This is a genomic window from Cytobacillus sp. FSL W8-0315 (assembly GCF_038002905.1).
Classification (GTDB): Bacteria; Bacillota; Bacilli; order Bacillales; family Cytobacillaceae; genus Cytobacillus; species Cytobacillus pseudoceanisediminis.
This window is the reverse complement of record NZ_JBBOOC010000001.1, coordinates 4,089,371-4,103,006: the sequence shown is the minus strand read 5'-3', so window position 1 is coordinate 4,103,006 and position 13,636 is coordinate 4,089,371. Positions and strand designations below refer to the sequence as shown.

At 41.3% G+C, this 13,636-nt stretch carries 13 protein-coding genes; all 13 read left to right on the top strand.

The genetic code is table 11. From position 1 onward, the window contains the following. Positions 1-24 precede the first annotated feature (24 nt). Positions 25-1,023, top strand: a complete 999-nt coding sequence (gene fliM / locus MKY20_RS21080; RefSeq protein WP_009330749.1) for a flagellar motor switch protein FliM — start codon at positions 25-27, stop codon at positions 1,021-1,023. Further along, positions 1,013-2,311: a flagellar motor switch phosphatase FliY gene (gene fliY, locus MKY20_RS21075; RefSeq protein WP_009330748.1), complete on the top strand. Its 1,299-nt coding sequence runs from the start codon at positions 1,013-1,015 to the stop codon at positions 2,309-2,311. Before fliM ends, fliY begins: the two co-directional genes overlap by 11 nt. An 18-nt stretch (positions 2,312-2,329) precedes the next feature. Beyond that, positions 2,330-2,692: a response regulator gene (locus MKY20_RS21070; RefSeq protein ID WP_009330747.1), complete on the top strand. Its 363-nt coding sequence runs from the start codon at positions 2,330-2,332 to the stop codon at positions 2,690-2,692. A 26-nt stretch (positions 2,693-2,718) separates the two neighbouring features. After that, entirely contained in the window at positions 2,719-3,405 is a 687-nt protein-coding gene (locus MKY20_RS21065; RefSeq protein WP_019381767.1) for a flagellar biosynthetic protein FliO, read from the top strand. Then, positions 3,398-4,063, top strand: a complete 666-nt coding sequence (gene fliP, locus MKY20_RS21060) for a flagellar type III secretion system pore protein FliP (RefSeq protein WP_009330745.1) — start codon at positions 3,398-3,400, stop codon at positions 4,061-4,063. Before MKY20_RS21065 ends, fliP begins: the two co-directional genes overlap by 8 nt. A 17-nt stretch (positions 4,064-4,080) precedes the next feature. Then, positions 4,081-4,350, top strand: a complete 270-nt coding sequence (gene fliQ / locus MKY20_RS21055; protein ID WP_009330744.1) for a flagellar biosynthesis protein FliQ — start codon at positions 4,081-4,083, stop codon at positions 4,348-4,350. Positions 4,351-4,354: 4 nt separating this feature from the next. Beyond that, on the top strand, positions 4,355-5,131 hold the full coding sequence (gene fliR / locus MKY20_RS21050) for a flagellar biosynthetic protein FliR (RefSeq protein ID WP_019381768.1): 777 nt from the start codon (positions 4,355-4,357) through the stop codon (positions 5,129-5,131). A 1-nt stretch (position 5,132) separates the two neighbouring features. Then, a complete protein-coding gene (gene flhB, locus MKY20_RS21045) occupies positions 5,133-6,218 on the top strand; it encodes a flagellar biosynthesis protein FlhB (protein ID WP_019381769.1) in 1,086 nt (361 codons plus the stop codon). 192 nt (positions 6,219-6,410) lie between these two features. Continuing rightward, positions 6,411-8,447: a flagellar biosynthesis protein FlhA gene (flhA, locus tag MKY20_RS21040; protein WP_009330741.1), complete on the top strand. Its 2,037-nt coding sequence runs from the start codon at positions 6,411-6,413 to the stop codon at positions 8,445-8,447. After that, complete coding sequence (gene flhF / locus MKY20_RS21035) at positions 8,444-9,592, top strand: flagellar biosynthesis protein FlhF (RefSeq protein WP_019381770.1); 1,149 nt, start codon at positions 8,444-8,446, stop codon at positions 9,590-9,592. Before flhA ends, flhF begins: the two co-directional genes overlap by 4 nt. After that, positions 9,589-10,461 carry a MinD/ParA family protein gene (locus MKY20_RS21030; protein WP_251266688.1) on the top strand — a complete coding sequence of 291 codons (873 nt, stop codon included), beginning with the start codon at positions 9,589-9,591 and terminating at the stop codon, positions 10,459-10,461. Before flhF ends, MKY20_RS21030 begins: the two co-directional genes overlap by 4 nt. A gap of 6 nt (positions 10,462-10,467) precedes the next feature. Beyond that, positions 10,468-11,565: a protein-glutamate methylesterase/protein-glutamine glutaminase gene (locus tag MKY20_RS21025; RefSeq protein ID WP_009330738.1), complete on the top strand. Its 1,098-nt coding sequence runs from the start codon at positions 10,468-10,470 to the stop codon at positions 11,563-11,565. 19 nt (positions 11,566-11,584) lie between these two features. Next, positions 11,585-13,621, top strand: coding sequence for a chemotaxis protein CheA (locus MKY20_RS21020; RefSeq protein ID WP_019381773.1), 2,037 nt, complete (start codon positions 11,585-11,587; stop codon positions 13,619-13,621). The last annotated feature ends 15 nt before the right edge of the window (positions 13,622-13,636 follow it).

Here is a 13,636-nt window from a genome sequence, read left to right as displayed (position 1 = left end):
TGCAATAGATGGAGGTGAGGATTCATGTCAGGTGAGGTTTTATCGCAAAGCGAGATTGATGCACTGCTTTCCGCTCTCTCTACAGGAGAAATGGATGCAGATGAGCTGAAAAAAGAACAAACAGAGAAAAAAGTAAAAGTTTATGATTTTAAGAGAGCATTAAGATTCTCTAAAGATCAGATTCGCAGCTTAACAAGAATACATGAGAATTTTGCCAGGCTCTTAACCACCTTTTTTTCTGCCCAGCTGAGGACCTATGTGCAGATATCGGTTGCTTCTGCGGATCAGATACCATATGAGGAATTTATCCGGTCCATCCCGAAAATGACAATACTTAATGTAATTGAAGTGCCGCCTCTGGATGGAAGAATTCTTATGGAAGTGAATCCAAATGTCGCCTATGCCATGATGGACAGACTGATGGGCGGCAGGGGGACAAGCATAAATAAGGTTGACAATTTAACAGAAATTGAAACAAAAATCATGTCTGCTACATTTGAAAGGGCATTTGAAAACCTAAGGGAAGCCTGGAGCACAATCGCGGATATTGATCCGCTTTTGGCTGATTTTGAGGTGAATCCGCAATTTCTGCAAATGGTCTCTCCAAATGAAACAGTCGTCGTTATTTCATTAAACACGACTATCGGGGAAACAAGCGGGATGATTAATATATGTATACCTCACGTCGTTCTCGAGCCCATTATTCCAAAGCTGTCTGTACATTATTGGATGCAGACGGACAAAAAGGAAAGGGAGCCGGAGGTCATTGCCCGGCTAGAACGAAATATTCATAAGGCGGAAGTTCCAGTCATATGTGAACTCGGCAGTTCTGACATAGCCATTCAGGATTTCTTATCTCTTGATATTGGTGATGTCATTGAGTTAAATCAGGGAATTGACCAGGCGCTCATAATAAAAGTCGGTAATATTCCTAAATTCATCGGACAGCCTGGGAAAATGAATAAAAAAATGGCCGTGCAAATTTTAGACACTGTGAAAGGGGGAGATGAGGATGATGAGTGATGATATGCTTTCGCAAGATGAAATTGATGCTCTATTAAGGGGAGCAGCTGACGACAGCGATGAAACAGAAAGTTATAATGAGGCATTTTTTCAAACTGAAGATTATCTGTCCCATATGGAGCAGGATGCGTTAGGGGAAATCGGCAATATCTCATTTGGGAGCTCTGCAACAGCATTGTCTACATTATTGAATCAGAAAGTTGATATCACAACTCCAGCTGTTTCAGTTGTTTTGCGTCAGAAATTAGCTGAGGAATTCCCGCATCCTTATGTAGCAATTCAAGTGAATTATACGGAAGGTTTCTTCGGAAGCAACCTGCTTGTAATTCAGCAATCGGATGCAGCCATCATTGCTGACTTGATGCTTGGGGGAGATGGAACCAACCCGGCTGAACTAATGGGTGAAATTCAGTTAAGCGCGGTTCAGGAGGCAATGAACCAGATGATGGGTTCTGCAGCAACTTCGATGTCAACCATCTTTGGAAAAAAGGTTGATATTTCACCGCCGGCAATTGATATACTTGATTTGCCGCAGGGAGAAGGGGCTGATCGGGTTCCTGCTGATGACATGCTTATAAGGATTTCATTCCGACTAAAAATAGGAAGTCTGATCGACTCGAATATTATGCAGCTGCTTCCTCTGGAATTTGGCAAAAGCCTAGTAAATGAATTATTGAATCCGGGTCAGGATCTTCCGGCAGATAGCGCTGTTTCAGGAGAGAATCAAGCAGCGCAAGGACAGCCCGATTATCAGGAAAGCCAGCTTCCGTTTGATAAGAAACCTGAAGTACAAACAGGCGGATTAGACAAGTCTTACACTCAAACAGGTTTTTCCGGAGAGCAGCCGGCATATTCACAGCCGGTTATGAATCAGGCATCAAGCCCTCAAAACTATATACCGGCTCAAAACCAGGCTCAGCAATCCGGTCCACAGCATTTCGGAGGCTCTTATGCAAATGGAGTACAGCCGAATGTGCAGCCGGCAGCCTTTTCGAGCTTTGAACCATACCACATGCAGGATCATGAAACAAAGAATTTAGATATGCTTTTGGATATACCTCTTCAGGTAACGGTCGAACTTGGAAGGACCAAACGTTCCGTTAAGGAAATTCTTGAACTGTCTTCAGGATCGATTATTGAACTGGATAAACTGGCAGGTGAACCTGTTGACATTCTGGTGAATAATCGATTAATCGCCCAGGGTGAAGTGGTTGTCATTGATGAAAACTTTGGTGTGAGGGTTACAGATATTATCAGCCAGAGCGACCGAATAAAAAAACTAAGATGATAAGCGGGGGTTATTAAAATGGCACATAAAATTTTAATAGTTGATGATGCAGCTTTTATGCGAATGATGATAAAAGATATTTTATCCAAGAATGGCTATGAGATAGTGGGTGAAGCTGCTGACGGTGCACAAGCAGTTGAAAAATATAAGGAAACTCAGCCTGATCTTGTCACAATGGATATTACCATGCCGGAAATGGATGGAATTACAGCTCTAAAAGAAATCAAAAAATTAAACCCGAGTGCAAAAGTCATTATGTGTTCTGCTATGGGCCAGCAGGCAATGGTCATAGATGCCATTCAGGCTGGCGCCAAGGATTTTATCGTAAAACCTTTCCAGGCTGATAGAGTGCTTGAGGCAATCGGCAAAACTTTGGGCTAGTGATTATTCTTTTTAGAGGGTGCAAAATGGTGTTGAATGTAAAGAAAGTGATTTCTTTGCTGCTGTTGTTTTCAATTGTTCTGCTGGGCTTGCAGCCGCTGGCCCAGGCAGAGCAATTGAATAATAGTGTTAAAGAATGTATGGAAAATCCTAAGGAATGCGAGAAGCAGGAAACAAAGGAATCAAAAGATTTAAAGACAGACGAAGGGCAGATTCAGCAGGATAAAAGCGGCAAAATTGGTCTTACTTTTTGGGACTTTATAAAGATGATTTTAGCAACAGGCTTTACTATCGGACTTTTGTACGCTCTTCTAAAGTTCATTAACAAAAAAAGTAAGGTATATAACAGGTCGCAGTTAGTTGAAAACCTCGGGGGTACAGCTTTGGGTGCGAACAGATCAGTTCAGCTGATAAAAGTGGGGAATCGCATTTTTGTAGTAGGGGTAGGAGAAAATATTCAGCTGTTAAAAGAAATAGACGATTCGGAAGAATACAGTCAAATCATCAAAGAGCATAATGACAAACTGGAACAGCTTATCCGTCCAAGCGATATTGTGACAAAGGTGATGAAAAGAACACAGCAAACAGAAGGAAGCAAGCAAAGCAGCCCAAACTTCAGCTCGCTGCTCGGGATGCAGCTGGACGATATCAAAAAGGGCAGAAAGAAACTGTTTGATGAGTTAGAAAGAAAGGGCCAGAAGAAAGATGAATGAATTCATGGAGTTTTTTAATAGCAGTTCTCCTGAAAATGTATCTACATCTGTGAAGCTTTTTTTATTGCTGACGGTACTTTCTCTCGCGCCCAGTATTCTAATTTTAATGACGTGCTTCACAAGGATTATCATCGTTCTTTCCTTTGTCAGAACGGCGCTGGCTACTCAGCAAATGCCGCCGAATCAAGTTTTAATCGGCTTGTCCTTGTTCCTGACATTTTTTATAATGGCACCGACGATGCAAGAAGTGAACGAACAGGCTTTAACACCTTTATTTAATGAAGAAATTAATCTGGAAGAAGCTTATGAAAAAGCTTCAATCCCTTTTAAAGAGTTTATGAGTGCCCACACAAGACAGAAAGATTTGGCTTTATTTCTTCAATATTCCGGAGCGGAAGCGCCATCTTCCATTGAAGATATTCCGCTTACAAGTCTTGTTCCAGCATTTGCCATAAGTGAGATCAAAACAGCTTTCCAAATTGGCTTTATGATTTTTATTCCATTTCTCGTTATCGACATGGTTGTAGCCAGTGTATTAATGTCCATGGGGATGATGATGCTTCCTCCGGTTATGATTTCTTTGCCGTTTAAAATATTATTATTTGTACTTGTAGACGGCTGGTATTTAGTAGTTAAATCCCTTTTACAAAGCTTTTAAGCAGGTGAACATTCAGAATGACTCCAGAAACAGTTATATCCATTGCAGAAAGAGGGATTATCACCGTACTTATGATTTGCGGTCCCTTGCTAATTCTGGCTCTAGTAGTAGGCTTGGTTGTCAGTATCTTTCAGGCAACAACACAAATTCAGGAACAAACTCTGGCATTTATTCCTAAGATTGTAGCGGTCCTTGTAGGTGTTGTTTTCTTTGGGCCATGGATGCTTAGTCATATGCTCTCTTATGCAAATGAAATATTTTCTAATTTGACCAGGTTTGTTGGCTGATGACATGTTAGATTTTCTGCCTTCTTTTCCTGCCTTTTTACTTATTTTTGTAAGGGTGACATCTTTCTTTTTAATGATGCCCCTTTTTTCATACAGATCCATCCCGGCCGCACATAAAATTGGCCTTGGCTTCTTTCTGGCATGGATAATGTTCCTGGGAATGGATGTGCCAATGCTAGAAATTGACGGCACATATTTTCTTTTAATAATTAAAGAAGCATTAGTAGGGCTGATGGTCGGATTTATAGCGTATTTGATTCTTTCTGCGATTCAAATTGCGGGGGGATTCATTGATTTCCAGATGGGTTTTGCCATTGCAAATGTGATTGATCCTCAAACAGGCGCACAAAGTCCATTAATGGGACAGTATTTGTATACGATAGCGCTCTTTTTTCTATTAACTGTCAATGGGCATCATTTAATGCTTGATGGAGTGTTCTACAGCTACGATTTTATTCCTCTGGATCAGGCATGGATTTCTTTTGGAGATGAGGATATGGCTGAATATGTCATAAAAGCCCTGAATACAATGTTCGTTATTGCCTTTCAGATGTCCATTCCTGTTGTCGGCAGTCTATTTCTTGTAGATGTCGCATTAGGGATTGTTGCCAGGACAGTTCCGCAGCTAAATGTCTTTGTCGTCGGCCTTCCTTTGAAAATTGGCGTTAGTTTTATTGTTCTAGTCATTGTTATGAGCGTATTAATGTATGCTGTTTCCCTTGCGTTTGAAACGATGCTGCAGACAATGAGAGGGCTCATGGAACTTATGGGGGGGTCATAGAATGAAGTTATTGCTCTCTTTAGATCTTCAGCTTTTTTCCGGAGAAAAAACAGAAAAAGCCACACCGAAAAAGAGGCAGGATTCCAGAAAAAAAGGACAAGTAGCAAAAAGCCAGGATGTTAATACAGCCATCGTCCTTCTTGCAGTGTTTCTGTTTCTGCTGTTTGCGGGATCGTATTTGAAGAATATCATCTTATATATTTTTACGCACTCATTTAATGATTATATGTTGATGCCGCTGACAGAGGCGAATATACAGGTAATCTTTCTCGATGTCTTAAAAGAATTGGTTCTTTTTTTAGGTCCAATTATGCTGGTTGCTATGCTGGCGGGGATTACTGCAAACTTTATGCAGGTGGGCACTCTTTTTTCAACAGAAGCTATACAGCCTAAATTGGAGAAAATGGATCCAATAAAAGGATTCAAGCGGATTTTTTCCATGAGAGCGATTGTGGAGCTGCTGAAGTCGATGCTCAAAATTGCTTTCGTAGGTGTCGCTGCGTTTGCTGTTTTATGGTTAAGGATAGATGAAATATTAATTCTTTCTCAAAAATCGGTTGGAACAGCGATGGCCACACTTGCCAGCCTGACCGTTCAAATGGGTTTAATTGCTTCAGCGGCACTCCTGTTTTTATCCGTCCTGGATTATCTATATCAAAAATATGATTTTGAAAAGAACATCCGAATGTCAAAACAGGATATTAAAGATGAGTACAAAAATATTGAAGGGGATCCATTAATAAAATCCAAGATGAAGCAGAGGCAGAGGGAAATGGCGATGAGAAGGATGATGCAGGAAGTTCCTAAAGCGGATGTGGTCATCACCAATCCAACTCATTTCGCGATAGCTCTGAGCTATGATGAAACCAAGAGTGATGCCCCCATCGTAGTGGCAAAAGGTGTTGACTTTGTTGCCCAAAAGATTAAATTAATCGCAAAGGAACATGATGTGATTGCTGTTGAAAACAGGCCGCTTGCAAGGGCTCTATACAGCCAGGCGGAAATTGGCCAGGCCATCCCTGAAGAATTTTTTAAAGCTGTTGCAGAGATTTTAGCTTATGTGTACAGAACCAAAAACAAAATTTAACCAGATAAATATTTATTAGAAATAGCTGGTCTTAGGAAGCTGTTGAATGGCTGCCAAGGCGTTTCCGCTTTTTGTAAAATAAGAAAGTATTGATCTTTGAACTGCGATAACTGTCTAGCTCCAGCGCCTAGCCCCTCGAGGTGTCGGGGGTGAGCAAGGCGCTTGCGCTTTTCTTGTAAGGAGAGAGTTTCGATGCAAGTAAGAGACTTATCAGTATTGATGAGTGTAATTTTAATAGTAGCCATGCTTATTATACCTTTTCCGCCATGGCTTTTAAGTGTACTGATCATCATTAATATTGCGCTTGCACTTATGGTTTTGCTGACAGCCATGAATATGAAGGAAGCGCTCGAATTTTCCATTTTTCCTTCGTTAATATTGTTAATGACATTATTCAGGCTGGGGTTAAATGTTTCTACGACCAGATCCATTCTATCAGAAGGGGAAGCCGGTAAAGTTGTTGAAACTTTTGGCTCTTTCGTAACCGGAGGAAACGTCATTGTTGGTCTTGTAGTTTTCTTAATACTCATCATTATCCAGTTTATCGTTATTACGAAGGGATCTGAGAGGGTCTCCGAAGTAGCTGCGCGTTTTACACTTGATGCGATGCCGGGTAAACAAATGAGTATCGATGCAGACTTGAATGCAGGTATGATCTCAGAGCATGAAGCCCGGGAACGCCGCGAAAAAATCAGCCGTGAATCTGATTTTTACGGTTCAATGGATGGTGCGAGCAAATTTGTTAAAGGTGACGCCATTGCTGGGATCATCATAACTCTAATAAACCTTCTGTTCGGAGTGGTCATCGGGATGATGCAGCTTGGGCTTCCGTTTGGAGAGGCAGCCATGAAATATTCGACGCTTACGGTTGGTGACGGAATTGTCAGCCAAATCCCGGCACTGTTAATTTCCACTGCAACAGGTATTGTGGTTACAAGGGCAGCATCTGATGGAAATATTGGTAAAGATATTACTTCCCAGCTGTTTGCTTATCCGAAAATGTTATATGTTACTGGCGGTACTATTATTCTTTTAGGTTTACTGACACCAATAGGGCTAGTGCTAACTTTGCCGATTGGCGGCTTAATGATTTTCGGAGGTTACACGATTGCAAAGACTCCCCAGCCTGATAAGGAACAATTGCTGGAGATGGAAGAAGAAATTGAAACCGATGAAATGAAAAGTCCTGAGAGTGTGGTTAATCTTTTAAATGTAGATCCAATTGAATTCGAGTTTGGCTATGGGCTGATTCCTCTTGCCGATACGAATCAGGGCGGTGACCTTCTGGACAGGATTGTTATGATCAGGAGACAGCTGGCGATCGAATTGGGACTTGTCATACCTGTGGTAAGGATACGTGACAATATTCAGCTGCAGCCGAATGAATATAGGCTGAAGATAAAAGGAAATGAAATGGCACGCGGCGAGCTTCTGCTCGATCATTATTTAGCCATGAGTCCTGGTATTGAAGATGATAGCATAGAAGGTATTGATACGATTGAGCCATCATTTGGTCTGCCGGCAAAATGGATAACAGAAGAAATGAAAGAGCAGGCAGAAATATTTGGCTATACAGTCGTTGACCCTCCATCTGTTGTTTCTACTCATATTACAGAAGTAATAAAAAGCAATGCCCATGAGCTATTAGGCCGCCAGGAAACAAAACAGCTGATTGACCATGTCAAGGAAAGCTATCCAATCCTTGTTGAAGAGGTGACCCCAAACCCATTGTCAGTGGGGGAAGTTCAAAAGGTGCTTGCGAAATTATTAAGGGAAAACGTTTCAATCCGGAATTTGCCGGTTATTTTTGAAACACTTGCTGATTTCGCAAAATCTACAAGTGATACAGACCTGCTTACCGAGTATGCCCGTCAGGCTTTGGCCAGACAAATTACTAACCAGTTTTCACAGCAGGGTGACTCCATAAAAGTCGTAACCCTATCAGGGAAAGTCGAGAAATTGGTTGCAGAAGGTGTTCAGCAGACAGAGCATGGCAATTATTTATCCATGGACCCAACAGTATCGCAGAATATCCTGGAATCCATTGCTTCGCAGGTGGAACAGCTTTCACTGATGGAGCAGACGCCAATTGTCCTTTGTTCTCCAGCAGTCAGAATGTACGTCAGGCAATTAACAGAAAGGTATTTTCCGCAAATACCGATTCTTTCCTATAACGAACTGGAAGCAAATGCGGAAGTTCAGAGTGTCGGGGTGGTGAATATTGATTGAAGGTAAAAAAGTTTATGGCAGCATCGATGCCTGATGCGATGAAACAAATCCGGACGGAGCTAGGCAAGGATGCTGTAATTCTAAATTCAAGAGTAGTATATACCGGCGGAGTTCTGGGCTTTTTTAAAAAAAGGAATATTGAAGTAATGGCCGCGCTGGATGCAAATCAGGAATCAGAACAAAAGCCTTCGGTAAAGCCGGCAGCTGTCCAAGATCATTCAGACGATTACAAGGGGAATACAGAAGATGCTCAATTTTCCAGCTTGAAAACTTCAGATGAGCTGATTAGGGAGATAAGCAGCCTGAAACAGATGATGTCCTCTTTGGCCAGTTCAAACCAGGCAATTCCTGTTCATCCCGAAGCGATAAGAAAAGCCCAGTTCATTCTTGATGAACAGGAAATTGATAAGTCCGTTCAGGATCATGTTCTTCAAGCATTGCTGGAAAAATGGTACCTGCGCGGTGCGAATGCTAAGGATTCTGAAATAGAGGCCTGGCTGCACGAAGAACTTATAAAGCAAATAGAGGATATTCCATTCGAAGGGATTTCTTTCAGCAAAAAATATATCAATGTAGCAGGCCCAACAGGAGTTGGAAAAACCACTACATTGGCGAAAATGGCAGCAGAGTGTGTTATTAAACATAGAAAAAAGGCTGCATTTATCACAGCCGACACTTACAGGATAGCAGCGATCGATCAATTAAAAACCTATGCAAGTATCCTGAACATGCCTTTGGAAGTTTGCTATACAATAGAAGATTTCAGACAGGCTGCCGATAAACTGAAAGAATTTGACGTGGTTTTAATTGATACAGCAGGGCGGAATTTCAGAAACAAACAGTATGTAGAAGATTTAAAGAATGTCATTGATTTTGAAAATGAAATGGAAACCTTTTTAGTGCTTTCACTAACCTCGAAACAAAAGGATATGGAAGAGATCTATAATCAATTTTCAATTATAGACATTGATAAGCTTATCTTTACAAAGGCAGATGAAACGTCAACTTATGGTTCCATGTACAACATAATTCATAAATATAAAAAAGGTGCTGCGTATATTACAAATGGACAGGATGTTCCTGATGATATTCTGATGGCAGGGCCAGAGGCTATTGTAAAACAACTAATGGGGAATAAGAAATGAACGATCAGGCAGAAAGGCTAAGAACCAGGCTGAAAGAAGAAGACAGCCGAAATCATCAAGTTAAAACAATAGCAGTTGTAAGCGGAAAAGGGGGAGTAGGCAAATCCAATTTCTCATTAAATTTTTCCATTTCCCTATGCAGAACTGGCCACAGGGTATTGTTATTCGATTTGGATATTGGTATGGGGAATCTTGAAATTCTAATGGGAAGGTCGGCTAAATATTCGATTGCTGACTTTTTAGAAAAGAATATCCCATTGAAAAATATTATTTCTGAGGGTCCTTTTGGACTTGACTATATTGGCGGAGGGACTGGCCTTTCGCATTTTGTGAAACTGGATGCTGGGCAAATTTCAAGATTCACAGACGAACTTGCTGATCTCATCCAAAACTATGATTATATCATCTTTGATATGGGTGCAGGCATTACAGAGGAATCGGCTAAGTTCATACTCTCGGTCCAGGAAGTTGCAGTTATTACGACACCTGAACCAACGTCTATCACTGATGCATACTCTGTAATGAAACATATACATCTTTTGGATGGGACAATCCCATTTCATTTGGTCATTAATCGATCTGAAGGAGAGAGAGAAGGGAAGGAAACGTATAAGAGGATTTCAGCTGTCTTATCAAGATTTTTAGGGAGAAAGGCTGACCTCTTAGGAATCATTCCGGATGATCGCAGCGTACAGCAGGCTGTTAAACGGCAAATCCCTTTCATTTTGCATCAAGGGAATTCAGCTGCTTCAAAAGCAATTCGGAATATGACTGAGAAAGTTGGCGGCAGGCCTATCGGACATACTGGTGAACACCATTCTGTCCAATTTATATCAAAACTGAAAGAATTTCTTTTTAATAGGGGGTGAACCAGCATGAAGACAGTCAAAGTGCTTGTAGTAGATGATTCAGCCTTTATGAGAAAACTGATTGGGGATTTCCTTTCTGAAGATGACAGAATTCAAGTTGTCGGGACAGCCAGAAATGGGGAAGAGGGACTAAGGAAGATAAAAGAATTAAATCCTGATGTAGTAACCATGGATGTTGAAATGCCGGTTCTAAATGGCCTGGAAGCTCTAAAAATTATTATGAAGACCATGCCGGTCCCTGTAGTGATGCTTTCAAGCACCACGAAGGAAGGTGCTGAAAACACCTTCACAGCTATGGAATATGGTGCAGTAGATTTTATTGCCAAGCCATCAGGTCCCATTTCACTGGACCTGCATAAAATAAAAACTGAATTAACAGAAAAAATAGTGCAGGCGAGCAATGCAAATATGAAAGGGCTGGTTAAATTTCCGGCTAAAGGAAAAAAAACTGCTGTATTACAGCAAAAATTTAGTAAAATAGAACCATGTCAATTTATGCAGATCGGCCGTTCTTCTTCCGTATCGAGTTCAAATCTCAGAAAGTTAATTTGCATAGGTACTTCCACAGGCGGACCGCGGGCTCTTCAAAAAGTGCTGTGTGACCTCCCTGGAAATCTGAATGCGCCGGTACTCATTGTTCAGCATATGCCTGCCGGATTTACGAAATCGCTGGCCAGCAGACTTAATGGTTTATCAGATTTATCGGTAAAGGAAGCCGAGGATGGTGATATTCTTCAGAACGGCACGGCATATATAGCTCCAGGAGGCTTTCATCTGACAGCTGCAAGATTAGGCAAGGATCTTGTTGTCCATCTGGATGATTCACCGCCAAGGAACGGACACAGGCCTTCAGTTGATGTGATGTTTGAGTCCTTAGGTGAAATCAAAGGGATTCAAAAAATTGCTGTCATCATGACAGGAATGGGTGCAGATGGAAAAAATGGCCTGATGGAAATGAAGAAAAACGGTGAAGTAAAGGCTATTGCTGAATCAAAAGAAACATCGATAGTATTTGGAATGCCAAGAGCAGTGATTGAATCCGGTCTGGCAGATGATGTGCAGAATATTGAACATATAGCAGAATCCATATTGAAATTTGTTTAAAGCCGAGGGGTGCAGGCACATGGAGATGAATCAATATTTAGAGGTATTTATTGAAGAAAGCAAGGAGCATTTGCAGGCGTGCAATGAGCAGCTTCTGGAATTAGAGAAAAATCCTGAGGATATCAAAATAGTTAATGAGATCTTCAGATCAGCGCATACGCTAAAAGGCATGTCAGCCACTATGGGGTATGAAGATCTCGCAAATCTAACCCATCAAATGGAAAATGTGCTTGATGCAATCAGAAATCAGAAAATAAAAGTGAATGCTGAAATTCTGGATGTCGTTTTTCTGGCTGTTGATGATCTTGAAGCAATGGTCCAGTCAATTGCAGAAGGCGGTGACGGCAAAAGGGATGTTTCCGAAGCTGTAGAAAAATTAATGCTGATCGAAAAAGGGGAAAGTCCGGTGCAGTCTGCAGCAAGAGCCGAAACGGCAGCAGCAATTGCAGAACCGCAAGGAATGATCAAGAGTACATATGATGATTTTGAATGGACAGTTATTCAGCAATCCAAGGAGCAGGGCTTTGAATCCTATGAAATATCAATAGCATTGCGGGCAGATTGTCTGCTGAAAGCCGCCAGAGTATTTATGGTTTTTGAAGTACTTGAGAAGAGCGGGGAAGTGATCAAAGCCACACCTTCAGTTGAGCAGCTTGAAGAAGAGCAATTTGATCAGGAATTTTCTGTAACAATTGTTACCAAAGAAACGCCTGAAGATATCCGTCAAAAACTTTTGAAGGTATCGGAAGTGGAAAGAATTGAAGTGCTGCGGCTATCTATGGAGAACTACAGCACTCAGGAAGCTTTGAAAGAGGCAGAAGCTGCACCGCCTGCCGCGGAAGTGGCCGCAGAGGCTGCTTCAGATATGCCAAAAGAGGACAAAAAAGCCCCAACAGTAAAGCAGGTTAGCAATAAAACGATTAGGGTAAATATCGAGAGATTGGATATCCTTATGAATTTGTTTGAAGAATTGGTGATTGACAGGGGACGGCTTGAACAAATATCCAAGGAATTAAACAATCAGGAACTGCATGAAACGGTTGAGCATATGTCAAGGATCTCAGGAGACCTTCAGAATATTATTCTGAATATGCGCATGGTCCCAATAGAAACGGTATTTAATCGTTTCCCAAGAATGGTCAGACAATTGGCAAGAGATTTAAATAAAAAGATCAATCTCGAAATAGTCGGGGCAGAAACCGAACTAGACCGGACTGTTATTGATGAAATTGGCGATCCGCTTGTTCATTTAATTCGAAATGCACTGGACCATGGGGTTGAAACGCCGGAAGTCCGCAAAGAAAACGGAAAGAGTGAAGAAGGAAATGTCGTATTAAAGGCATATCACAGCGGCAATCATGTGTTCATTGAAATAGAGGACGATGGTGCAGGTATAAACAAAGATAAGGTTATAAAGAAAGCACTGAAAAACGGCATCATTACAGAGCAAACAGCTTCTGCTCTAACGGACAAACAGGCTTATGAACTGATTTTTGCTTCTGGCTTCTCGACTGCGGATAAAATCTCAGATGTTTCCGGACGGGGTGTGGGGCTTGATGTTGTAAAGAATACAATCGAGTCATTGGGAGGATCAGTTTCAATTGATTCAAAAATGGGGCAGGGTTCCATTTTCTCCATACAGCTGCCATTAACTTTATCCATTATTTCAGTCATGCTCGTTGAGATTGAGAAGGAAAAATATGCAATCCCTCTATCGTCTATTATTGAAACAGCTATTATCAGAAAAGAAGACATCTTAAGTGCGCATAATCAAAAGGTGATTGATTTCAGAGGAAAAGTGGTTCCGCTCCTATCTTTGAAGGAAATCTTTGAAGTGCCATCTGAGAATCATGAAGAAGAATTCATTTCCGTTGTCATCGTCAGAAAAGGGGAAAAGATGGCAGGGCTTGTTGTAGATTCCTTTATTGGACAGCAGGAAGTGGTTTTAAAATCCCTTGGAAACTACTTAACCAGCGTATTTGCCATTTCCGGTGCAACCATTTTAGGTGATGGACAGGTCGCCCTGATAGTGGACTGCAATGCATTGATTAAATAATTAAGATTGACGTTT

What these genes read in the sequence shown, in the direction of transcription:
- fliR (WP_019381768.1), top strand. Translation starts at nt 4,355, where the DNA reads ATGTTAGATTTTCTGCCTTCTTTTCCTGCCTTTTTACTTATTTTTGTA.
- fliP (WP_009330745.1), top strand. Translation starts at nt 3,398, where the DNA reads ATGAATGAATTCATGGAGTTTTTTAATAGCAGTTCTCCTGAAAATGTA.
- MKY20_RS21025 (WP_009330738.1), top strand. Translation starts at nt 10,468, where the DNA reads ATGAAGACAGTCAAAGTGCTTGTAGTAGATGATTCAGCCTTTATGAGA.
- fliM (WP_009330749.1), top strand. Translation starts at nt 25, where the DNA reads ATGTCAGGTGAGGTTTTATCGCAAAGCGAGATTGATGCACTGCTTTCC.
- fliQ (WP_009330744.1), top strand. Translation starts at nt 4,081, where the DNA reads ATGACTCCAGAAACAGTTATATCCATTGCAGAAAGAGGGATTATCACC.
- MKY20_RS21020 (WP_019381773.1), top strand. Translation starts at nt 11,585, where the DNA reads ATGGAGATGAATCAATATTTAGAGGTATTTATTGAAGAAAGCAAGGAG.
- flhA (WP_009330741.1), top strand. Translation starts at nt 6,411, where the DNA reads ATGCAAGTAAGAGACTTATCAGTATTGATGAGTGTAATTTTAATAGTA.
- fliY (WP_009330748.1), top strand. Translation starts at nt 1,013, where the DNA reads ATGATGAGTGATGATATGCTTTCGCAAGATGAAATTGATGCTCTATTA.
- MKY20_RS21070 (WP_009330747.1), top strand. Translation starts at nt 2,330, where the DNA reads ATGGCACATAAAATTTTAATAGTTGATGATGCAGCTTTTATGCGAATG.
- MKY20_RS21065 (WP_019381767.1), top strand. Translation starts at nt 2,719, where the DNA reads ATGGTGTTGAATGTAAAGAAAGTGATTTCTTTGCTGCTGTTGTTTTCA.
- MKY20_RS21030 (WP_251266688.1), top strand. Translation starts at nt 9,589, where the DNA reads ATGAACGATCAGGCAGAAAGGCTAAGAACCAGGCTGAAAGAAGAAGAC.
- flhB (WP_019381769.1), top strand. Translation starts at nt 5,133, where the DNA reads ATGAAGTTATTGCTCTCTTTAGATCTTCAGCTTTTTTCCGGAGAAAAA.